18 protein-coding genes, 4 tRNA genes and 1 rRNA gene are annotated in these 21,821 nt (G+C 54.9%); all 23 read left to right on the top strand.

All coding sequences use genetic code 11. The features are described 5' to 3' along the window. Positions 1-86: ribosomal RNA gene (gene rrf, locus AC1DHT_RS07950) — 5S ribosomal RNA — on the top strand; the annotation flags it as partial. Positions 87-219: 133 nt separating this feature from the next. Then, on the top strand, positions 220-1,179 hold the full coding sequence (gene birA / locus AC1DHT_RS07945) for a bifunctional biotin--[acetyl-CoA-carboxylase] ligase/biotin operon repressor BirA (protein WP_427547356.1): 960 nt from the start codon (positions 220-222) through the stop codon (positions 1,177-1,179). After that, complete coding sequence (locus AC1DHT_RS07940) at positions 1,169-1,918, top strand: pantothenate kinase (RefSeq protein ID WP_477761320.1); 750 nt, start codon at positions 1,169-1,171, stop codon at positions 1,916-1,918. The genes birA and AC1DHT_RS07940 overlap by 11 nt, the downstream gene beginning before the upstream one ends. A 7-nt stretch (positions 1,919-1,925) precedes the next feature. Next, positions 1,926-2,372: a hypothetical protein gene (locus tag AC1DHT_RS07935; protein ID WP_427547350.1), complete on the top strand. Its 447-nt coding sequence runs from the start codon at positions 1,926-1,928 to the stop codon at positions 2,370-2,372. Positions 2,373-2,514: 142 nt separating this feature from the next. After that, positions 2,515-2,599: transfer RNA gene (locus AC1DHT_RS07930), tRNA-Tyr, on the top strand. 25 nt (positions 2,600-2,624) lie between these two features. Then, positions 2,625-2,698 (top strand) — tRNA-Gly (locus tag AC1DHT_RS07925). Positions 2,699-2,724: 26 nt separating this feature from the next. Next, positions 2,725-2,800, top strand: a tRNA-Thr gene (locus AC1DHT_RS07920). An 84-nt stretch (positions 2,801-2,884) separates the two neighbouring features. Continuing rightward, positions 2,885-4,078 carry an elongation factor Tu gene (gene tuf, locus AC1DHT_RS07915; protein WP_427547347.1) on the top strand — a complete coding sequence of 398 codons (1,194 nt, stop codon included), beginning with the start codon at positions 2,885-2,887 and terminating at the stop codon, positions 4,076-4,078. Between the two features lie 53 nt (positions 4,079-4,131). After that, positions 4,132-4,207: transfer RNA gene (locus tag AC1DHT_RS07910), tRNA-Trp, on the top strand. A 45-nt stretch (positions 4,208-4,252) separates the two neighbouring features. Next, positions 4,253-4,621 carry a preprotein translocase subunit SecE gene (gene secE / locus AC1DHT_RS07905; RefSeq protein ID WP_019693884.1) on the top strand — a complete coding sequence of 123 codons (369 nt, stop codon included), beginning with the start codon at positions 4,253-4,255 and terminating at the stop codon, positions 4,619-4,621. Between the two features lie 9 nt (positions 4,622-4,630). Then, positions 4,631-5,164, top strand: a complete 534-nt coding sequence (gene nusG, locus AC1DHT_RS07900) for a transcription termination/antitermination protein NusG (protein ID WP_010443972.1) — start codon at positions 4,631-4,633, stop codon at positions 5,162-5,164. Between the two features lie 117 nt (positions 5,165-5,281). Further along, positions 5,282-5,713, top strand: a complete 432-nt coding sequence (gene rplK / locus AC1DHT_RS07895) for a 50S ribosomal protein L11 (RefSeq protein ID WP_008008888.1) — start codon at positions 5,282-5,284, stop codon at positions 5,711-5,713. After that, a complete protein-coding gene (rplA, locus tag AC1DHT_RS07890; RefSeq protein ID WP_019693883.1) occupies positions 5,713-6,408 on the top strand; it encodes a 50S ribosomal protein L1 in 696 nt (231 codons plus the stop codon). The genes rplK and rplA overlap by 1 nt, the downstream gene beginning before the upstream one ends. Positions 6,409-6,606: 198 nt before the next feature. Beyond that, a complete protein-coding gene (gene rplJ / locus AC1DHT_RS07885; RefSeq protein WP_477761319.1) occupies positions 6,607-7,107 on the top strand; it encodes a 50S ribosomal protein L10 in 501 nt (166 codons plus the stop codon). Between the two features lie 75 nt (positions 7,108-7,182). Then, positions 7,183-7,548, top strand: coding sequence for a 50S ribosomal protein L7/L12 (rplL, locus tag AC1DHT_RS07880; RefSeq protein ID WP_003206098.1), 366 nt, complete (start codon positions 7,183-7,185; stop codon positions 7,546-7,548). Between the two features lie 220 nt (positions 7,549-7,768). Then, positions 7,769-11,842 carry a DNA-directed RNA polymerase subunit beta gene (gene rpoB / locus AC1DHT_RS07875; protein WP_429539748.1) on the top strand — a complete coding sequence of 1,358 codons (4,074 nt, stop codon included), beginning with the start codon at positions 7,769-7,771 and terminating at the stop codon, positions 11,840-11,842. A 63-nt stretch (positions 11,843-11,905) separates the two neighbouring features. Next, entirely contained in the window at positions 11,906-16,105 is a 4,200-nt protein-coding gene (rpoC, locus tag AC1DHT_RS07870; RefSeq protein ID WP_054594278.1) for a DNA-directed RNA polymerase subunit beta', read from the top strand. Between the two features lie 216 nt (positions 16,106-16,321). Next, positions 16,322-16,693 carry a 30S ribosomal protein S12 gene (gene rpsL, locus AC1DHT_RS07865; RefSeq protein WP_002555494.1) on the top strand — a complete coding sequence of 124 codons (372 nt, stop codon included), beginning with the start codon at positions 16,322-16,324 and terminating at the stop codon, positions 16,691-16,693. Positions 16,694-16,811: 118 nt separating this feature from the next. Beyond that, a complete protein-coding gene (gene rpsG, locus AC1DHT_RS07860) occupies positions 16,812-17,282 on the top strand; it encodes a 30S ribosomal protein S7 (protein ID WP_002555493.1) in 471 nt (156 codons plus the stop codon). Positions 17,283-17,312: 30 nt separating this feature from the next. Next, positions 17,313-19,418, top strand: a complete 2,106-nt coding sequence (fusA, locus tag AC1DHT_RS07855; protein WP_019693879.1) for an elongation factor G — start codon at positions 17,313-17,315, stop codon at positions 19,416-19,418. Positions 19,419-19,449: 31 nt separating this feature from the next. Beyond that, positions 19,450-20,643, top strand: coding sequence for an elongation factor Tu (gene tuf, locus AC1DHT_RS07850; RefSeq protein ID WP_003186071.1), 1,194 nt, complete (start codon positions 19,450-19,452; stop codon positions 20,641-20,643). Positions 20,644-20,782: 139 nt separating this feature from the next. Beyond that, positions 20,783-21,094 (top strand): 30S ribosomal protein S10, encoded by a 312-nt coding sequence (rpsJ, locus tag AC1DHT_RS07845; RefSeq protein WP_003186070.1) that lies wholly within the window; start codon positions 20,783-20,785, stop codon positions 21,092-21,094. A gap of 80 nt (positions 21,095-21,174) precedes the next feature. Continuing rightward, positions 21,175-21,810, top strand: a complete 636-nt coding sequence (rplC, locus tag AC1DHT_RS07840; RefSeq protein ID WP_003186059.1) for a 50S ribosomal protein L3 — start codon at positions 21,175-21,177, stop codon at positions 21,808-21,810. Positions 21,811-21,821: the final 11 nt, after the last annotated feature.

The following is a 21,821-nucleotide window of genomic DNA, read 5'->3' as shown; positions in this document are numbered from 1 at the left end:
GATCCCATCCCGAACTCAGCAGTGAAACGATGCATCGCCGATGGTAGTGTGGGGTTTCCCCATGTGAGAGTAGGTCATCGTCAAGATTAAATTCCGAAACCCCAATTGCGAAAGCAGTTGGGGTTTTGTTTTGCCTGCGAGAAAGTTGACTCTTACGATTTCTATGCAACGGTCTGGGGCATGGCTATCATGCGGACCTCATTGTGAGGCGATACTTGCATGCTGACGTTGTTAAAGCTCCTGAAGGACGGTCGTTTCCATTCTGGCCAAGCGCTGGGCGCTGCTCTAGGTATCAGTCGTAGCGCTGTGTGGAAACAGCTCCAGCACCTCGAGGCCGAGTTAGGGCTTTCTATCCACAAGGTGCGCGGTCGTGGTTACCAGTTGAGTGCGCCATTGACGCTACTCAACGCCGTGGAGATCAGTGAACATTCACCTGCTTGCGGCTGGCCCGTAATAGTCTTTGATTCGATTGATTCCACTAACGCTGAAGCTTTGCGCTCTATAGAGCGCGGAATGGCTGCGCCGTTTCTTGTTCTTGCGGAGCGACAAACTGCTGGTCGCGGTCGACGCGGCCGCAAGTGGGTGAGCCCGTTTGCCGAAAATATTTACTATAGCCTCGTGCTGCGAATTGATGGTGGGATGCGGCAGCTCGAAGGGCTTAGCCTGGTCGTCGGCCTTGCCGTGATGCAAACGCTGCGCGATCTGGGTATAGCCGAAGCTGGTTTGAAGTGGCCTAACGATGTCCTGGTGGGTGAAAAGAAAATCGCCGGCATATTGTTGGAGTTGGTTGGGGATCCTGCTGATGTGTGTCATGTCGTTCTGGGTGTGGGAATCAATGTAAATATGCAGATGGCTGATGAGGTTGATCAGCAATGGACTTCTATGCGTCTCGAAGCGGGTAGGGCGTTTGATCGTAATCTTCTAGTGGCGCGTTTGGGCGTTGTTCTCCAAGAGCATCTGAGTCGTCACCAGTCGGCAGGGTTTTCGGCGCTTCAGGCTGAGTGGGAGCAAGGACATCTATGGCAGGGGCGCGCGGTTTCGCTGATCGCCGGAGTGAACCGGATTGATGGTGAGGTGATAGGAATTGATGGTCAAGGCGCATTGCGTTTGAACGTGGGTGGCGTAGAAAAGGTGTTTAGTGGTGGTGAGCTAAGTCTGAGGTTGCGCGATGATTCTTGAGCTCGACTGCGGGAACAGCTTTATTAAGTGGCGTGTATTGCACGCAGACGCGGCACGCGTGGTTGCTGAKGGGGCGGTCGACTCGGATCTGGCCCTGTTGGAAAGTTTGCGCGGCTGTGATGGCTTGAATCTCAAGTACTGTCGCCTGGTAAGTGTAAGGACTAATGAGGAGACCGCTGCGCTAGTTTCCTTGCTGGTCGATGCATTCGGTGTAACGGTGTCCTGTGCGGCACCGGTTCGTGAAATGTCTGGGGTCCGCAACGGTTACGAGGATTATCAGCGGCTGGGCCTTGATCGCTGGCTTGCGATGCTTGGCGCATTTCATCTTGCCTCGGGAGCTTGCCTGGTTCTCGATTTTGGTACTGCGCTTACTGCAGACTTTATTGCGGCGGATGGCCAGCACCTTGGAGGTTTCATTTGTCCAGGAATGCCCTTGATGCGTAACCAGTTGCGCACCCACACCCGGCGAATCCGCTATGACGATCTTGCGGCATCCAGGGCGCTCGAGAGCTTTGAGCCGGGTCGAAATACGGTGGAGGCCGTGGAGCGTGGATGTTCATTGATGTTGAGAGGGTTTGTCCTGACACAACTGGAGCTGGCGCGCAGCTATTGGGGGCAGGAATTCTCGGTGTTCCTCACTGGTGGTGATGCAGGCCTGGTTTCCGGAGTCGTGCCAGAGGCGCGGGTGGTGCCGGATCTCGTCTTCGTAGGTTTGGCCATGGCGTGCCCATTGTCCTGAGGTTTATATGCGTTGGTTGTTTCTGCTGTTGCTGGTCCTCAATGTGTTCTATTACGTCTGGCACCAACAGGAGGCGCCCTTGCGGGCAAAGGACGTCACTCCGTTAAGTTTGTATAAAGGTTCGCAGCAGGACATTCGTCTGCTGAGTGAAACGCCTGATGCAGCGGCTGCGCGTGATAAGGGTAAATCTGTGCAGGCAGATACCAATTGCCTTTATCTGGGTGGTTTTGCTCGTCAGGAAACGGCAAAGACGCTTGAGCAGCGTTTGGCTGCTCTTGATATCAAGGTTCAGCAGCTATCGGTTTCTCTTCCTGATTCTGTTGGATATTGGATGCGCGTGGTTCCAGAGAGCAGGCGTTTGGCTGATGATTCCGTGCTGCAGAACCTTGCTAAAGAATTCAATGAGTTAAAACATAAAATAATGCCGTGCGAGGGGGTTGCAACTGCTGAATAGGTTGCATAGAATGGCGCCCGCTTCGCAGTGAAGACCTTTAGCGGTCAACGGTGCAAAGCGAGGTCAACGCAGCTAACCTCAGGTTTTTAATGAGAAAATGCTTGACAGAAGGCTGGCATGATGTAGAATGCCGGCTCGCTTAGGAGGGGTTCCCGAGCGGCCAAAGGGATCAGACTGTAAATCTGACGTCTACGACTTCGAAGGTTCGAATCCTTCCCCCTCCACCATTTTTAGCGTGAGCTGCAAGCTTACGCGGGTATAGTTTAGTGGTAGAACCTCAGCCTTCCAAGCTGATGATGCGGGTTCGATTCCCGCTACCCGCTCCAAGTTTGCAGGTTGTGCAAAGTGTTTCGCTCTTGTAGCTCAGTTGGTAGAGCACACCCTTGGTAAGGGTGAGGTCAGCGGTTCAAATCCGCTCAAGAGCTCCATATAACAAGGCAGATATGAAAATATCTGCCTTTGTTTTAATGGCTAGTGTGACTTGCTTAATTCTTCTCCTAGGGGTGATTTCGATGGCTAAGGAAAAGTTCGAACGTAATAAGCCGCACGTCAACGTAGGCACCATTGGTCACGTCGACCACGGTAAGACTACGCTGACTGCCGCTCTGACTCGCGTCTGTTCCGAAGTTTTCGGTTCGGCTAAAGTTGACTTCGACAAGATCGATAGCGCCCCAGAAGAAAAAGCTCGTGGCATCACCATTAACACTGCTCACGTTGAGTATGACTCGGCCGTGCGTCACTATGCGCACGTTGACTGCCCGGGTCACGCCGACTACGTGAAGAACATGATCACTGGTGCTGCTCAGATGGATGGCGCTATCCTGGTTTGCTCGGCCGCTGATGGTCCGATGCCGCAAACTCGTGAGCACATCCTGTTGTCCCGTCAGGTAGGCGTTCCGTATATCGTGGTTTTCCTGAATAAGGCTGACCTGGTAGACGATGCTGAGCTGCTGGAGCTGGTTGAGATGGAAGTGCGCGATCTGCTGAGCACTTACGACTTCCCGGGTGATGACACTCCAATCATTATCGGTTCTGCCCGTATGGCGTTGGAAGGTCTTGACGATAACGGGATGGGCACCACTGCTGTCAAGAAGCTGGTTGAGACTCTGGATAGCTACATCCCGGAGCCTGAGCGTGCTATCGACAAGCCGTTCCTGATGCCTATTGAAGATGTGTTCTCGATTTCGGGTCGCGGTACTGTTGTGACTGGGCGTATTGAGCGCGGTATCGTTCGCGTTCAGGATCCGCTGGAAATCGTTGGTCTGCGTGACACTACTACCACCACCTGTACTGGTGTTGAAATGTTCCGCAAGCTGCTCGATGAAGGTCGTGCAGGTGAGAACTGTGGTGTTCTGTTGCGTGGTACCAAGCGTGATGATGTTGAGCGTGGTCAGGTGTTGGTCAAGCCGGGTTCGGTTAAGCCGCACACCAAGTTCACCGCAGAAGTTTACGTTCTGAGCAAGGAAGAAGGCGGTCGTCATACTCCGTTCTTCAAGGGCTACCGTCCACAGTTCTACTTCCGTACAACTGACGTGACTGGTAACTGTGAGCTGCCAGAAGGCGTTGAGATGGTGATGCCAGGCGATAACATTCAGATGACTGTTACCCTGATCAAAACCATCGCGATGGAAGATGGTCTGCGTTTCGCTATCCGTGAAGGCGGTCGTACCGTCGGCGCTGGTGTCGTAGCCAAAGTCATCGAGTAAGTTGTTGTAATGTCTTTTTTAGGCCGGCATAATGGTCGGCCTAATTTTGTTTTAGGTCAGTAGCTCAATTGGCAGAGCGACGGTCTCCAAAACCGTAGGTTGGGGGTTCGATTCCCTCCTGACCTGCCAGATTCACTCAGTGTGTCTGGCTTTCTTTTCACAGGATCTTCATAGATGACTCCTAAAGCTGAAGCTCAAGGCTCTCGCTTCGATCTGCTCAAGTGGCTTGTAGTAGTCGCCTTGGTGGTTGTTGGCGTTGTCGGCAATCAGTATTACCATGCTGCGCCGATCCTGTACCGTGTACTCGCTTTGCTTGTTATTGCTGCTGTAGCTGCCTTTGTAGGCCTGCAGACCGTCAAGGGCAAGTCTTTCTTTGTACTGGTTAAGGAAGCTCGCACAGAGATTCGTAAAGTCGTGTGGCCAACTCGCCAAGAAACCACGCAGACCACCCTGATTGTGGTGGCTGTTGTTCTGGTTATGGCGTTGCTGTTGTGGGGGCTTGATTCCCTGCTCGGCTGGCTTGTTTCCTTGATTGTTGGCTAAGGGTGTCCCGTGGCTAAGCGTTGGTACGTTGTGCATGCTTACTCGGGTTACGAGAAGCATGTCATGCGCTCGTTGATCGAGCGCGTAAAGCTGGCTGGCATGGAAGATGGCTTCGGCGAAATTCTGGTTCCCACTGAAGAAGTGGTTGAAATGCGTAATGGCCAGAAGCGCAAAAGCGAGCGTAAATTCTTCCCTGGTTACGTGCTGGTTCAGATGGATATGAATGAGGGTACTTGGCACTTGGTCAAGGATACTCCTCGGGTGATGGGCTTCATCGGCGGTACCGCTGATAAGCCTGCGCCGATCACTGACAAAGAGGCGGAAGCAATTCTGCGTCGTGTTGCTGATGGTAGTGACAAGCCGAAACCCAAGACTCTGTTCGAGCCGGGTGAGGTGGTTCGTGTTACTGACGGTCCGTTCGCTGATTTTAACGGCACAGTCGAAGAAGTTAACTACGAAAAGAGCCGGATCCAAGTCGCAGTGCTCATTTTCGGTCGCTCTACTCCGGTAGAGCTAGAGTTCAGCCAGGTCGAAAAGGTCTAGCCGAACAAGCATCCCAACCCCGCAGCCCTAGGCTGTGGGGTTTTGTCGTCACTGGGATAAACGCGCAAGTAACCGGGGAGCCTCTCGAGGCGTTCGAACCCGTAATTGGAGTGCCTCATGGCCAAGAAGATTACCGCTTACATCAAGCTGCAAGTGAAGGCCGCTCAGGCTAACCCAAGCCCACCTGTTGGTCCTGCTCTGGGTCAGCACGGCGTGAACATCATGGAATTCTGCAAGGCTTTCAACGCCCGTACTCAGGGTATTGAACCAGGTCTGCCGACTCCAGTGATCATCACTGTCTACAGCGACCGTAGCTTCACTTTCGAAACTAAAAGCACCCCGGCTTCGGTTCTGCTGAAGAAGGCTGCTGGTTTGACTAGCGGTTCCGCTCGTCCAAACACCGTTAAGGTTGGCACTGTAACTCGTGCTCAGCTGGAAGAAATCGCGAAAACCAAAAACGCGGATCTGACTGCAGCTGATATGGAAGCAGCCGTGCGTACTATCGCCGGTTCTGCTCGTAGCATGGGCCTTAACGTGGAGGGTGTGTAATGGCTAAGCTGACCAAGCGCCAAAAGGCTATCGCCGGCAAAATCGAAGCGGGCAAGGCCTACAACTTTGTAGACGCCGCTGCTCTGCTGGCTGAGCTGTCGACTGTCAAGTTCAGCGAGTCGTTCGACGTTGCTGTGAACCTGGGTGTTGACCCGCGTAAATCTGACCAGGTTGTTCGTAGCGCTACTGTGCTGCCACACGGCACTGGCAAGACCGTTCGCGTTGCTGTGTTCACCCAAGGCCCGGCAGCTGAAGCTGCTCTGGCTGCCGGCGCTGATCGCGTAGGCATGGACGACCTGGCTGCCGAAATGAAAGGCGGCGACCTGAACTATGACGTGGTTATTGCTTCCCCGGACGCAATGCGTGTTGTAGGTCAGTTGGGTCAGATCCTCGGTCCACGTGGCCTGATGCCTAACCCTAAAGTCGGCACCGTAACGCCAGACGTAGCTACCGCGGTTAAAAACGCAAAAGCTGGTCAGGTTCGTTATCGCACCGACAAAAACGGCATTATCCACACCTCCGTTGGCAAAGTCGGCTTCGATGCCGTCAAGCTGAAGGAAAACGTTGAAGCCCTGATCGCTGATCTGAAGCGTATCAAGCCAGCTTCCTCGAAAGGTATTTACGTCAAGCGCGTTACCCTGAGCACCACTATGGGCCCAGGTCTGGTCATCGACCAGGGTTCGCTCGACGCGTAAGACACAGATTGGCGCAAGTAATTGCGCCAATTGAAAAATTGGGGTCCCTGCCTGGCGGGGGCTATCCAAGACCGTAGGCGACGCAAGTCTTAAACCTCAAGCCTACGCAGATGGTGCTCCCGGTTCCTTACCGAATCAGACACCAAAACGACATCCGGCTTCGGCTGGATGAAACGGTAACAAGCAGGAGTTAAACCCGTGGCAATTAAACTCGAAGACAAGAAGGCCATCGTCGCTGAAGTCAACGAGGCTGCCAAAGCTGCTCTGTCCGCTGTCGTGGCTGATGCCCGTGGCGTAACAGTAGGCGCTATGACCGGACTCCGTAAAGAGGCTCGTGAAGCTGGCGTTTACGTACGTGTCGTACGTAACACCCTGCTCAAGCGCGCTGTTGCTGACACTGAATACAGTGTCCTCAACGACGTGTTCACTGGCCCGACCTTGATTGYATTCTCCAAAGAACATCCGGGCGCTGCTGCTCGTATCTTCAAGGAATTCGCAAAAGGTCAGGACAAGTTCGAGATCAAGGCAGCTGCGTTCGAGGGCAAGTTCCTCGCAGCTAACCAAATCGACGTACTGGCAACTCTGCCGACCCGTAACGAAGCAATTTCTCAGCTGATGAGCGTGATTCAAGGCGCTACCAGCAAATTGGCTCGTACTCTGGCGGCAATTCGCGACCAGAAAGAAGCTGCTGCAGCCTAAGGCTCACCATCTTCTCGCGTTTTTTGTTTATTTCGATGGTCGCGTAGGCCGTCCCCCAATTCAGGAATTAGAGTCATGTCTATCTCTCAAAACGATATCCTTGAAGCCGTTGGCAACATGTCCGTAATGGAAGTTGTTGAACTGATCAAAGCTTTCGAAGAAAAATTCGGCGTTACCGCTGCTGCTGCATCGGCTGGTCCAGCTGTTGCTGCTGCCGTTGCTGAAGAGCAAACCGAATTCAACGTCATGCTGACCGAAGCTGGCGAGAAGAAAGTTAACGTGATCAAGGCTGTACGTGAACTGACCGGTCTGGGCCTGAAAGAAGCCAAGGCTGTAGTTGACGGCGCTCCTGCCATGGTTCTGGAAGCTGTTGCCAAAGACGCAGCTGACAAAGCCAAAGCAGTTCTGGAAGAAGCAGGCGCTAAAGTCGAGCTGAAGTAAGCTTCGACTTTGCGTCTCCAGCCCGAGCGTTAAGCGAAAGGCTGATGGCTGGTGGCTCTTGCCACCGGCCTTTTTCCGTTATTGGCAGCCGACTGGGTCGGTGCCGATAACGAGCTGTAACCACCCGATGCGGTGGCGCAAACCATGGGGTTTGCACGATTTTCTGGCTGCTCCCGTCGGGAGGGGCCAAACAAGCAGGTGACCAAGCTGGGGAACGCTGATGGCTTACTCATATACTGAGAAAAAACGTATCCGCAAGGACTTTAGCAAGTTGCCGGACGTCATGGATGTGCCGTACCTCCTGGCCATCCAGCTGGATTCGTATCGTGAATTCTTGCAAGCGGGAGCGACTAAAGATCAGTTCCGCGACGTGGGCCTGCATGCGGCCTTCAAATCCGTTTTCCCGATCATCAGCTACTCCGGCAATGCTGCGCTGGAGTACGTCGGTTATCGCCTGGGCGAACCGGCATTTGATGTCAAAGAATGCGTATTGCGCGGTGTGACTTACGCCGTACCTTTGCGGGTAAAAGTGCGCCTGATCATTTTCGACAAAGAATCGTCGAACAAAGCGATCAAGGACATCAAAGAGCAAGAAGTCTACATGGGTGAAATCCCCCTGATGACTGAGAACGGTACCTTCGTAATCAACGGTACCGAGCGTGTAATCGTTTCCCAGCTGCACCGTTCCCCGGGCGTGTTCTTCGACCACGACCGTGGCAAGACGCACAGCTCCGGCAAACTGCTGTACTCCGCGCGGATCATTCCTTACCGCGGTTCGTGGCTGGACTTCGAGTTCGACCCGAAAGACTGCGTATTCGTGCGTATCGACCGTCGTCGCAAGCTGCCTGCATCGGTACTGCTGCGCGCGCTCGGCTATACCACTGAAGAAGTGCTGGACGCTTTCTACACCACCAACGTCTTCCACGTGCAAGGTGAAAACCTCAGCCTGGAACTGGTGCCTCAGCGCCTGCGCGGTGAAATCGCTGTCCTCGATATTCAGGATGACAAAGGCAAGGTTATTGTCGAGCAAGGTCGTCGTATCACCGCTCGTCACATCAACCAGCTGGAAAAAGCCGGGATCAAAGAGCTGCAAGTGCCTCTGGACTACGTCCTGGGTCGCACTACCGCCAAGGTCATCGTGCATCCGGCTACCGGCGAAATCCTGGCAGAGTGCAATACCGAGCTGAACACCGAGATCCTGGCGAAAATCGCCAAGGCCCAGGTCGTTCGCATCGAGACTCTGTACACCAACGATATCGACTGCGGTCCGTTCGTCTCCGACACACTGAAGATCGACTCCACCAGCAACCAACTGGAAGCGCTGGTCGAGATCTATCGCATGATGCGTCCTGGCGAGCCGCCAACCAAAGACGCAGCCGAGACCCTGTTCAACAACCTGTTCTTCAGCCCTGAGCGCTATGACCTGTCTGCGGTCGGCCGGATGAAGTTCAACCGTCGTATCGGTCGTACCGAGATCGAAGGTTCGGGCGTGTTGTGCAAAGAAGACATCGTCGCGGTACTGAAGACTCTGGTCGACATCCGTAACGGTAAAGGCATCGTCGATGACATCGACCACCTGGGTAACCGTCGTGTTCGCTGCGTAGGCGAAATGGCCGAGAACCAGTTCCGTGTTGGCCTGGTACGTGTTGAGCGTGCGGTCAAAGAGCGTCTGTCGATGGCTGAAAGCGAAGGCCTGATGCCGCAAGACCTGATCAACGCCAAGCCAGTGGCTGCGGCGGTGAAAGAGTTCTTCGGATCGAGCCAGCTGTCCCAGTTCATGGACCAGAACAACCCGCTGTCCGAGATCACCCACAAGCGTCGTGTCTCTGCACTCGGCCCAGGCGGTCTGACGCGTGAGCGTGCCGGCTTTGAAGTTCGTGACGTACACCCGACTCACTACGGTCGTGTGTGCCCGATTGAAACGCCGGAAGGTCCGAACATCGGTCTGATCAACTCCCTGGCCGCCTATGCGCGCACCAACCAGTACGGCTTCCTCGAGAGCCCGTACCGCGTGGTGAAAGACGCTCTGGTCACCGACGAGATCGTTTTCCTGTCCGCCATCGAAGAAGCTGATCACGTGATCGCTCAGGCTTCGGCCACGATGAACGACAAGAAAGTCCTGATCGACGAGCTGGTAGCTGTTCGTCACTTGAACGAGTTCACCGTCAAGGCGCCGGAAGACGTCACCTTGATGGACGTATCGCCGAAGCAGGTAGTTTCGGTTGCAGCGTCGCTGATCCCGTTCCTCGAGCACGACGACGCCAACCGTGCGTTGATGGGTTCGAACATGCAGCGTCAAGCTGTACCAACCCTGCGCGCTGACAAGCCGCTGGTAGGTACCGGCATGGAGCGTAACGTGGCTCGCGACTCCGGCGTTTGCGTCGTGGCTCGTCGTGGCGGCGTGATCGACTCCGTTGATGCCAGCCGTATCGTGGTTCGCGTTGCTGATGACGAAGTTGAAACCGGCGAAGCTGGTGTCGACATCTACAACCTGACCAAATACACCCGCTCCAACCAGAACACCTGCATCAACCAGCGTCCGCTGGTGAGCAAGGGTGATCGGGTTCAGCGTAGCGACATCATGGCCGACGGTCCGTCCACTGACATGGGTGAACTGGCTCTGGGTCAGAACATGCGCATCGCGTTCATGGCATGGAACGGCTTCAACTTCGAAGACTCCATCTGCCTGTCCGAGCGTGTGGTTCAGGAAGACCGCTTCACCACGATCCACATCCAGGAACTGACCTGTGTGGCGCGTGACACCAAGCTTGGGCCAGAGGAAATCACTGCAGACATCCCGAACGTGGGTGAAGCTGCACTGAACAAGCTGGACGAAGCCGGTATCGTTTACGTAGGTGCTGAAGTTGGCGCAGGCGACATCCTGGTTGGTAAGGTCACTCCGAAAGGCGAGACCCAACTGACTCCGGAAGAGAAGCTGTTGCGTGCGATCTTCGGTGAAAAAGCCAGCGACGTTAAAGACACTTCCCTGCGTGTACCTACCGGTACCAAGGGTACTGTCATCGACGTACAGGTCTTCACCCGTGACGGCGTTGAGCGTGATGCTCGTGCACTGTCGATCGAGAAGACTCAACTCGACGAGATCCGCAAGGACCTGAACGAAGAGTTCCGTATCGTTGAAGGTGCTACTTTCGAACGTCTGCGTTCCGCTCTGGTCGGCCATAAAGCCGAAGGCGGCGCCGGTCTGAAGAAAGGTCAGGAAATCACCGACGAAGTTCTCGACGGTCTTGAGCACGGCCAGTGGTTCAAACTGCGCATGGCTGAAGATGCTCTGAACGAGCAACTCGAGAAGGCTCAGGCCTACATCGTTGATCGCCGCCGTCTGCTGGACGACAAGTTCGAAGACAAGAAGCGCAAACTGCAGCAGGGCGATGACCTGGCTCCAGGCGTGCTGAAAATCGTCAAGGTTTACCTGGCAATCCGTCGCCGCATCCAGCCGGGCGACAAGATGGCCGGTCGTCACGGTAACAAGGGTGTGGTCTCCGTGATCATGCCGGTTGAAGACATGCCGCACGATGCCAATGGCACCCCGGTCGACGTCGTCCTCAACCCGTTGGGCGTACCTTCGCGTATGAACGTTGGTCAGATCCTTGAAACCCACCTGGGCCTCGCGGCCAAAGGTCTGGGCGAGAAGATCAACCGTATGATCGAAGAGCAGCGCAAGGTTGCTGACCTTCGCAAGTTCCTGCACGAGATCTACAACGAAATCGGCGGCCGCAACGAAGAGCTGGACACCTTCTCCGACCAGGAAATCCTGGATCTGGCGAAGAACCTGCGCGGCGGCGTGCCGATGGCCACTCCGGTGTTCGACGGTGCCAAGGAAAGCGAAATCAAGGCCATGCTGAAACTGGCAGACCTGCCGGAAAGCGGCCAGATGCAGCTGACTGACGGCCGTACCGGCAACAAGTTCGAGCGCCCGGTTACCGTTGGCTACATGTACATGCTGAAGCTGAACCACTTGGTAGACGACAAGATGCACGCTCGTTCTACCGGTTCGTACAGCCTGGTTACCCAGCAGCCGCTGGGTGGTAAGGCGCAGTTCGGTGGTCAGCGTTTCGGGGAGATGGAGGTCTGGGCACTGGAAGCATACGGTGCTGCATACACTCTGCAAGAAATGCTCACAGTGAAGTCGGACGATGTGAACGGCCGGACCAAGATGTACAAAAACATCGTGGACGGCGATCACCGTATGGAGCCGGGCATGCCCGAGTCCTTCAACGTGTTGATCAAGGAAATTCGTTCCCTCGGCATCGATATCGATCTGGAAACCGAATAACACGTGACGCGAATGAGAGCGGGGCAGGATTGCCCGCTCTCTGCTCCGCCAGGAGGAAAGGCCTTGAAAGACCTACTGAATTTGCTGAAAAACCAGGGTCAAGTCGAAGAGTTCGACGCCATCCGTATCGGATTGGCATCGCCTGAGATGATCCGTTCGTGGTCGTTCGGTGAAGTTAAAAAGCCGGAAACCATCAACTACCGTACGTTCAAACCTGAGCGTGACGGCCTGTTCTGCGCCAAGATCTTTGGCCCGGTAAAGGATTACGAGTGCCTGTGCGGTAAGTACAAGCGCTTGAAGCATCGTGGTGTGATCTGCGAGAAGTGCGGCGTTGAAGTCGCGCTGGCAAAAGTTCGTCGTGAGCGTATGGCGCACATCGAACTGGCCTCGCCAGTGGCCCACATCTGGTTCCTGAAATCGCTGCCGTCGCGTATCGGCTTGCTGATGGACATGACCCTGCGTGATATCGAACGTGTTCTCTACTTCGAGAGCTATGTCGTTATCGATCCAGGCATGACCACCCTTGAGAAAGGTCAGCTGCTCAACGACGAGCAGTACTTCGAAGCGCTGGAAGAGTTCGGCGACGATTTCGATGCCCGCATGGGTGCCGAGGCTGTCCGTGAACTGCTGCACGCTATCGACCTGGAACACGAGATTGGCCGTCTGCGTGAAGAAATTCCGCAAACCAACTCCGAAACCAAAATCAAGAAGCTGTCCAAGCGTCTGAAGTTGATGGAAGCCTTCCAGGGTTCCGGCAACTTGCCAGAGTGGATGGTGCTGACCGTTCTGCCGGTTCTGCCGCCAGATCTGCGTCCACTGGTCCCATTGGATGGCGGTCGTTTCGCGACTTCCGACCTCAACGATCTGTATCGTCGAGTGATCAACCGTAACAACCGCTTGAAGCGCCTGCTTGATCTGTCCGCTCCGGACATCATCGTGCGCAACGAAAAGCGTATGTTGCAGGAAGCCGTCGACGCCTTGCTTGACAACGGTCGTCGTGGCCGCGCTATCACCGGTTCCAACAAGCGTCCTCTGAAATCCCTGGCTGACATGATCAAGGGTAAACAAGGTCGTTTCCGTCAGAACTTGCTCGGTAAGCGTGTTGACTACTCCGGTCGTTCGGTAATTACCGTAGGTCCGACCCTGCGTCTGCACCAGTGCGGTCTGCCGAAGAAAATGGCTCTCGAGCTGTTCAAGCCGTTCATTTTCGGCAAGCTGGAAATGCGTGGTCTCGCTACCACCATCAAAGCTGCCAAGAAGATGGTCGAGCGCGAGCTGCCGGAAGTTTGGGACGTTCTCGCTGAAGTTATCCGCGAACACCCAGTGCTTCTCAACCGTGCACCGACCCTTCACCGTCTGGGTATCCAGGCATTTGAACCGGTTCTGATCGAAGGTAAGGCTATCCAGCTGCACCCGCTGGTCTGCGCCGCGTACAACGCCGACTTCGACGGCGACCAAATGGCCGTGCACGTACCGCTGACACTGGAAGCCCAGTTGGAAGCGCGTGCGTTGATGATGTCGACCAACAACATTCTGTCGCCAGCCAACGGTGAGCCAATCATCGTTCCGTCGCAGGACGTTGTATTGGGTCTGTACTACATGACTCGTGAAGCGATCAACGCCAAAGGCGAAGGTCGTGTGTTCGCGGATCTGCAAGAAGTTGACCGTGTGTTCCGTGCCGGCGAAGCCGCACTGCACGCCAAGGTTAAAGTACGGATCAACGAAACCGTCAACGACCGTGACGGCGGCAGCGTGACCAACACCCGTATCGTCGACACCACTGTCGGCCGTGCGCTGTTGTTCCAGGTTGTGCCAAAAGGTCTGTCGTACGACGTCGTCAACCTGCCGATGAAGAAAAAGGCGATCTCCAAGCTGATCAACCAGTGCTACCGCGTGGTTGGTTTGAAAGAGACCGTGATCTTCGCTGACCAGTTGATGTACACCGGTTTTGCCTATTCGACCATTTCCGGCGTTTCCATCGGTGTTAACGACTTCGTTATCCCGGATGAAAAAGCCCGCATCATCGGTGCTGCCACCGACGAAGTGAAAGAAATCGAAAGTCAGTACGCCTCCGGCCTGGTAACCCAGGGCGAGAAGTACAACAAAGTGATCGACCTTTGGTCCAAGGCGAACGACGAAGTTTCCAAGGCGATGATGGCGAACCTCTCGAAAGAGAAAGTCATCGACCGTCATGGCGTCGAAGTCGAACAAGAGTCCTTCAACTCGATGTACATGATGGCCGACTCGGGCGCACGGGGTTCTGCTGCGCAGATCCGTCAGCTCGCCGGTATGCGTGGCCTGATGGCCAAGCCGGACGGTTCCATCATCGAAACGCCGATTACTGCGAACTTCCGTGAAGGTTTGAGCGTACTTCAGTACTTCATCTCGACTCACGGTGCTCGTAAAGGTCTGGCGGATACCGCGTTGAAAACYGCGAACTCCGGTTACCTGACTCGTCGTCTGGTAGATGTGGCGCAGGATCTGGTTGTAACCGAGATCGATTGCGGCACCGAACACGGTCTGCTGATGACTCCGCACATTGAAGGCGGTGACGTTGTAGAGCCGTTGGGTGAGCGCGTATTGGGTCGTGTTATCGCCCGTGACGTATTCAAGCCAGGTACCGAGGAAATCATCGTTCCTGCCGGCACTCTGGTAGACGAGAAGTGGGTTGAATTCATCGAGCTGAACAGCATCGACGAAGTGATCGTGCGTTCGCCGATCAGCTGCGAAACCCGTTATGGCATTTGCGCCAAGTGCTACGGCCGTGATCTGGCTCGTGGTCACCAGGTGAACATCGGTGAAGCTGTCGGCGTAATCGCTGCCCAGTCGATCGGTGAGCCGGGTACCCAGCTGACGATGCGTACGTTCCACATCGGTGGTGCGGCAAGCCGGACCTCCGCAGCCGATAGCGTTCAGGTGAAGAATGGCGGTACCGTCCGTCTGCACAACCTGAAGCACGTTGAGCGAGTGGATGGTTGCCTGGTTGCTGTGTCCCGTTCCGGTGAGCTGGCAATCGCTGATGACTACGGTCGTGAGCGCGAGCGTTACAAGCTGCCGTACGGTGCTGTGATCTCGGTGAAAGAAGGTGACAAGGTCGACGCTGGCGCAATCGTGGCCAAGTGGGATCCGCACACTCACCCAATCGTTACCGAAATGAAAGGTACCGTGACCTACGTAGGCATGGAAGAGGGCATCACGATCAAGCGTCAGACCGACGAATTGACCGGTATGACCAACATTGAAGTACTCGACGCCAAAGACCGTCCAGCTGCCGGTAAAGACATCCGTCCTGCCGTGAAGATGGTTGATGACAATGGCAAGGATCTCTTGCTGCCGGGTACCGACGTAATCGCTCAGTACTTCCTGCCTGCCAACGCCTTGGTCGGTGTGGCGGACGGTGCGAAAATCGCGATCGGTGATGTTATCGCTCGTATTCCGCAAGAGACTTCGAAGACCCGTGACATCACCGGTGGTCTGCCGCGTGTTGCCGACTTGTTCGAAGCCCGTCGACCGAAAGAAGCCTCGATTCTGGCTGAAGTCAGCGGCACCATCGCGTTCGGTAAAGAGACCAAGGGCAAGCGCCGTCTGGTCATTACCCCGAACGACGGTAGCGATCCGTATGAAGAGCTGATTCCGAAGTGGCGTCACCTGAACGTCTTCGAAGGCGAACAGGTAAACCGCGGCGAAGTTATCTCCGACGGCCCGAGCGATCCACACGACATCCTGCGTCTGCTGGGTGTGAGTGCGCTGGCCAAGTACATTGTTAACGAGATCCAGGACGTTTACCGTCTGCAAGGCGTGAAGATCAACGATAAGCACATCGAGACCATCCTGCGTCAGATGCTGCGTAAAGTTGAAATCGCTGAATCCGGCGATTCCACTTTCATCAAGGGCGACCAGATGGAATTGACTCACGTACTGGTAGAGAACGAGCGTTTGGCTGCTGACGACAAGTTCGTCTCCAAGTTCACTCGCGTTCTGCTGGGTATCACCAAGGCGTCGTTGTCCACCGAATCGTTCATCTCGGCGGCCTCTTTCCAAGAGACCACTCGCGTACTGACCGAAGCGGCGGTAACCGGCAAGCGCGATTACCTGCGCGGCCTGAAAGAAAACGTGGTCGTGGGTCGTCTGATCCCGGCAGGTACCGGTCTGGCTTATCACAGCGAGCGCAAACGCCGCCGTGATGCTGACAAACCGTTGCGCGTAAGCGCCAGTGAAGTGGAAGCTGCACTGACCGAAGCGCTGAACTCGAGCGGTAACTGAGTTCTGCGATAAATAAGTGTGGGGCCCTGGCGCCCCCGTTCATCGAATCGAGACAATTTGTCGAGATTGGATGAGCGGGGAGGTCGGGGCCTTGCCTTGACTGGGGACAAGATCCTCTTTAGACTCTTGTACCCCTAAATTTGGCGGGAATTCGTTCCTGCCATTTTGCTTTTCTTGCAAGACAATAGCGTCGCAAGACAACAGTGGAGCTAGTAGATGGCAACTATCAACCAGCTGGTACGTCAGCCGCGTAAGCGTATCGTCGAGAAATCCGACGTGCCTGCGCTGCAGAACTGCCCGCAACGTCGTGGCGTATGCACCCGTGTGTATACCACCACGCCGAAAAAACCTAACTCGGCACTGCGTAAAGTATGCCGTGTGCGTCTGACCAACGGTTTCGAGGTTTCCTCGTACATCGGCGGTGAAGGCCACAACCTGCAAGAGCACAGCGTGGTACTGATCCGCGGCGGTCGTGTAAAAGACTTGCCAGGTGTTCGTTACCACACCGTACGCGGTTCTTTGGATACTTCCGGCGTTAAAGGTCGTAACCAGGGTCGTTCGAAGTACGGTACCAAGAAGCCTAAGTAGTAGCGGCTTTTTGTAAACACTGAATTATCTATTTTCTGAGTCGATAAGAGTAAGGTCGGAGGCGTCCCGAAAGGGCACCGATTCCGAGCGAACCTGAAGACCGTTTGAGGGCTTATCCATGCCAAGAAGACGCGTAGCAGCCAAGCGCGAAGTGCTTGACGATCCAAAATACGGAAGCCAAATCCTGGCCAAGTTCATGAACCACGTGATGGAAAGCGGCAAGAAAGCCGTTGCCGAGCGTATCGTTTATGGCGCGCTGGAAAAGGTTAAAGAACGCAAGAACAGCGATCCCCTGGAAATCTTCGAGAAAGCTCTCGACGCCATCGCTCCGCTGGTCGAAGTGAAGTCGCGCCGTGTAGGCGGTGCTACTTACCAGGTTCCGGTCGAAGTTCGTCCGTCCCGTCGTAACGCTCTGGCAATGCGCTGGTTGGTAGACTTCGCCCGTAAGCGTGGCGAGAAGTCTATGGCTCTGCGTTTGGCTGGCGAACTGTTGGACGCTGCTGAAGGTAAAGGTGCTGCTGTTAAGAAGCGTGAAGACGTGCACCGTATGGCTGAAGCTAACAAAGCTTTCTCGCACTACCGCTTCTAATTTTAGCTTCACTAATTTTGCGAGGGCTTTATGGCTCGTACTACTCCGATTAGCCGCTACCGTAACATCGGTATCGTTGCTCACGTGGATGCTGGTAAAACCACTACCACCGAGCGCGTCCTTTTTTACACCGGCAAAAGTCACAAGATGGGCGAGGTGCATGACGGCGCCGCGACCACGGACTGGATGGTGCAGGAGCAGGAGCGTGGTATTACCATTACTTCTGCTGCTATCACCGCCTTCTGGCAGGGTTCTGCGAAGCAGCACAAGGACCAATACCGTTTCAACGTCATTGACACCCCGGGCCACGTAGACTTCACCATTGAAGTTGAGCGTTCCCTGCGTGTACTCGACGGCGCGGTCGTTGTGTTCTGTGGTACTTCGGGTGTTGAGCCTCAGTCCGAAACCGTATGGCGTCAAGCCAACAAGTACGGTGTTCCACGTATCGTTTACGTGAACAAGATGGACCGTGCTGGTGCGAACTTCCTGCGCGTGATCGCTCAGATCAAGCAGCGTCTGGGTCACACTCCAGTGCCAATCCAGTTGGCTATCGGTTCCGAAGACAACTTCCAGGGTCAGATCGATCTGATGACCATGGAAGCGGTTTACTGGAACGATGCTGACAAGGGCATGACGCCTCGTCGCGAAGCTATCCCTGCTGAACTGCAGGAACTGGCTGAAGAGTGGCGTAGCAACATGGTTGAAGCTGCGGCTGAAGCCAGTGAAGAGCTGATGAACAAGTACCTCGAAGGGGAAGAGCTCTCCATCGAGGAAATCAAGGCCGCTCTGCGTCAGCGTACTATCGCTGGTGAGATCGTTCTGGCTGTTTGCGGTTCTTCCTTCAAGAACAAGGGTGTTCCCCTGGTTCTCGACGCCGTTATCGACTACCTGCCTGCTCCTACTGATATTCCTGCCATCAAGGGTACTGACCCGGATGACGAGGAAAAACAAATGGAGCGTCATGCGAGCGACGACGAGCCGTTCTCGGCTCTGGCGTTCAAGATCGCTACCGACCCATTTGTGGGTACCTTGACCTTTGTCCGTGTTTACTCGGGCGTGTTGGCCTCCGGCGACGGCGTGATCAACTCGGTTAAGGGCAAGAAAGAGCGCGTGGGTCGTATGGTGCAAATGCACGCAAACGCCCGTGAAGAAATCAAGGAAGTACGCGCTGGTGACATCGCGGCCTTGATCGGCATGAAGGACGTCACCACTGGTGAAACCTTGTGCAACGCTGACAAGCCAATCATCCTGGTTCGCATGGACTTCCCGGAGCCGGTTATTTCGGTTGCCGTTGAGCCTAAGACCAAGGATGACCAGGAAAAAATGGGTATCGCTCTGGGCAAGCTTGCTCAGGAAGACCCGTCTTTCCGCGTTAAAACCGATGAAGAGACTGGTCAGACGATCATCTCTGGCATGGGCGAATTGCACTTGGACATCCTGGTAGACCGGATGCGCCGCGAGTTCAACGTCGAAGCCAACATTGGTAAGCCTCAGGTTTCCTATCGTGAGCGCATCACGAAGAGCTGTGAGATCGAAGGCAAGTTCGTTCGTCAGTCCGGTGGTCGTGGTCAGTTCGGTCACTGCTGGATCCGTTTTGCTCCTGCTGACGAAGGTCAGGAAGGTCTGCAATTCCTGAACGAAGTAGTGGGTGGTGTGGTTCCTAAGGAATACATCCCGGCTATCCAGAAGGGTATCGAAGAGCAGATGAAGAACGGCGTTGTTGCCGGCTATCCGCTGATCGGCCTGAAGGCTACCGTGTTTGATGGTTCCTACCACGACGTCGACTCCAACGAGATGGCGTTTAAGGTGGCTGCTTCCATGGCGACCAAGCAACTGGCCCAGAAGGGCGGTGGTGAATTGCTTGAGCCGATCATGGCGGTAGAGGTTGTTACGCCTGAAGACTATATGGGTGACGTGATGGGCGACCTTAACCGTCGTCGCGGCATGATCTTGGGTATGGAAGACACGGTCTCCGGCAAAGTAATTCGTGCTGAAGTTCCGCTGGGTGAGATGTTCGGTTATGCGACTGACGTCCGTTCCATGTCCCAGGGTCGCGCAAGCTACTCTATGGAATTCAAAAAATACAATACAGCTCCGTCGCATATCGTCGAAACTGTTACCAAAAAACAAGGCTGATTCAGCCCCTTTAGGCTAGGAGTTAATTGTCGTGGCTAAAGAAAAATTTGATCGTTCCCTACCGCACGTCAACGTTGGCACCATCGGTCACGTTGACCACGGTAAAACCACTCTGACTGCTGCTCTGACTCGCGTCTGCTCCGAAGTTTTCGGTTCGGCCGTTGTTGCTTTCGATAAAATCGACAGCGCTCCGGAAGAAAAGGCTCGTGGTATCACCATCAACACCGCGCACGTTGAGTACAACTCTTCGATTCGTCACTACGCTCACGTTGACTGCCCAGGTCACGCTGACTATGTGAAGAACATGATCACTGGTGCTGCCCAGATGGACGGCGCTATCCTGGTTTGCTCGGCCGCTGATGGTCCGATGCCACAAACCCGTGAGCACATCCTGCTGTCCCGTCAGGTAGGCGTTCCGTACATCGTTGTCTTCCTGAACAAGGCTGACATGGTTGACGACGCTGAGCTGCTGGAACTGGTTGAGATGGAAGTGCGCGATCTGCTGAGCACTTACGACTTCCCAGGTGACGACACTCCGATCATCATCGGTTCGGCTCTGATGGCTCTGAACGGCCAAGACGACAACGAAATGGGTACCACCGCTGTTAAGCGTCTGGTAGAAACTCTGGACAGCTACATCCCAGAGCCAGTTCGTGTTATCGACAAGCCGTTCCTGATGCCAATCGAAGACGTATTCTCGATCTCCGGTCGTGGTACTGTTGTGACTGGTCGTATCGAGCGCGGTATCGTCAAGGTTCAGGATCCACTGGAAATCGTTGGTCTGCGTGACACTACCGTCACCACCTGCACCGGTGTTGAAATGTTCCGTAAGCTGCTCGACGAAGGTCGTGCTGGCGAGAACTGCGGCGTTCTGCTGCGTGGCACCAAGCGTGACGACGTTGAGCGTGGCCAGGTTCTGGTTAAGCCAGGTTCGGTTAAGCCGCACACCAAGTTCGAAGCTGAAGTGTACGTTCTGAGCAAAGAAGAAGGCGGTCGTCACACTCCGTTCTTCAAAGGCTACCGTCCACAGTTCTACTTCCGGACCACTGACGTGACCGGTAACTGCGAACTGCCGGAAGGCGTTGAAATGGTAATGCCGGGCGACAACATCAAAATGGTTGTCACCCTGATCAAGACCATCGCAATGGAAGACGGTCTGCGTTTCGCTATTCGTGAAGGCGGTCGTACCGTCGGCGCTGGCGTCGTAGCCAAAATCATCGAGTAATCGATGATTTGATAAAAAGCCCCCGCTTGCGGGGGCTTTTTTATTGGGTTGACACTATGTTGGCCCGTCTATAGAATTGCGCCTCCTTTTAACGGGCGCAGTGCGCCCGGTGGGAATAGCAGCCGGAGTCTGAAATCCAATGCAAAATCAGCAAATCCGTATCAGGTTGAAGGCTTTTGACCATCGCCTGATCGACCAATCCACCCAGGAAATCGTGGAAACCGCGAAACGTACTGGTGCTCAAGTGCGTGGTCCAATTCCACTGCCTACCCGTAAAGAGCGGTTCACCGTTCTGGTCTCCCCGCACGTCAACAAAGACGCGCGTGACCAGTACGAGATCCGTACTCATAAGCGCGTTCTGGACATCGTCCAGCCAACGGATAAAACCGTTGATGCACTTATGAAGCTTGATCTTGCGGCCGGTGTGGAAGTGCAGATCAGCCTCGGCTAAGACTCGGTCTTAGTCGTGTAACGCTCTGAAATGGGCGGCCATAGCGGGTGAAAGCCCCGTACACTCATGAGGTTTACAACATGACTATTGGTGTAGTCGGTCGTAAATGCGGTATGACCCGTATTTTCACCGAAGAAGGTGTCTCCATTCCGGTCACGGTCATTGAGATCGAGCCGAATCGCGTCACCCAGTTCAAAACTGAAGAGACCGATGGCTATCGTGCAGTGCAAGTCACTGTCGGCGAGCGTCGTGCTTCGCGTGTAACAGCTGCTCAGGCTGGCCACTTCGCTAAAGCGAACGTTGCCGCTGGTCGTACCGTAATGGAATTCCGCCTTGAAGAAGGCGAGTACCAGGCCGGCGATCTGATCAACGCTGAAATCTTCGCCGCTGGCCAACTGGTTGATGTAACCGGTCAGTCCAAAGGTAAAGGCTTCCAGGGTACGATCAAGCGTTGGAATTTCCGCGGGCAAGATAACACCCACGGTAACTCCGTATCCCACCGCGTCCCAGGCTCTATCGGCCAGTGCCAGACTCCTGGTCGTGTATTCAAGGGCAAAAAAATGTCCGGTCATATGGGCGCTGAGCGCGTGACCGTGCAGTCCCTGGAAGTAGTGCGCGTGGACGCTGAACGCAATCTGTTGTTGGTCAAGGGCGCTGTTCCTGGCGCTACTGGCGGCAACCTGGTTGTACGTCCAGCAGCCAAGGCTCGCGGTTAAGGGGAAGCTGA

It is taken from the genome of Pseudomonas sp. 05N432 (assembly GCF_056396945.1).
This window is presented reverse-complemented; position numbering and strand designations above follow the sequence as displayed.

Coding starts and splice junctions, on each gene's coding strand:
- secE (WP_019693884.1), top strand. CDS start 4,253: ATGACTCCTAAAGCTGAAGCTCAAGGCTCTCGCTTCGATCTGCTCAAG.
- birA (WP_427547356.1), top strand. CDS start 220: ATGCTGACGTTGTTAAAGCTCCTGAAGGACGGTCGTTTCCATTCTGGC.
- fusA (WP_019693879.1), top strand. CDS start 17,313: ATGGCTCGTACTACTCCGATTAGCCGCTACCGTAACATCGGTATCGTT.
- AC1DHT_RS07935 (WP_427547350.1), top strand. CDS start 1,926: ATGCGTTGGTTGTTTCTGCTGTTGCTGGTCCTCAATGTGTTCTATTAC.
- rpoB (WP_429539748.1), top strand. CDS start 7,769: ATGGCTTACTCATATACTGAGAAAAAACGTATCCGCAAGGACTTTAGC.
- rpsG (WP_002555493.1), top strand. CDS start 16,812: ATGCCAAGAAGACGCGTAGCAGCCAAGCGCGAAGTGCTTGACGATCCA.
- rplL (WP_003206098.1), top strand. CDS start 7,183: ATGTCTATCTCTCAAAACGATATCCTTGAAGCCGTTGGCAACATGTCC.
- rpsL (WP_002555494.1), top strand. CDS start 16,322: ATGGCAACTATCAACCAGCTGGTACGTCAGCCGCGTAAGCGTATCGTC.
- rplA (WP_019693883.1), top strand. CDS start 5,713: ATGGCTAAGCTGACCAAGCGCCAAAAGGCTATCGCCGGCAAAATCGAA.
- rplC (WP_003186059.1), top strand. CDS start 21,175: ATGACTATTGGTGTAGTCGGTCGTAAATGCGGTATGACCCGTATTTTC.
- tuf (WP_427547347.1), top strand. CDS start 2,885: ATGGCTAAGGAAAAGTTCGAACGTAATAAGCCGCACGTCAACGTAGGC.
- rpsJ (WP_003186070.1), top strand. CDS start 20,783: ATGCAAAATCAGCAAATCCGTATCAGGTTGAAGGCTTTTGACCATCGC.
- rplK (WP_008008888.1), top strand. CDS start 5,282: ATGGCCAAGAAGATTACCGCTTACATCAAGCTGCAAGTGAAGGCCGCT.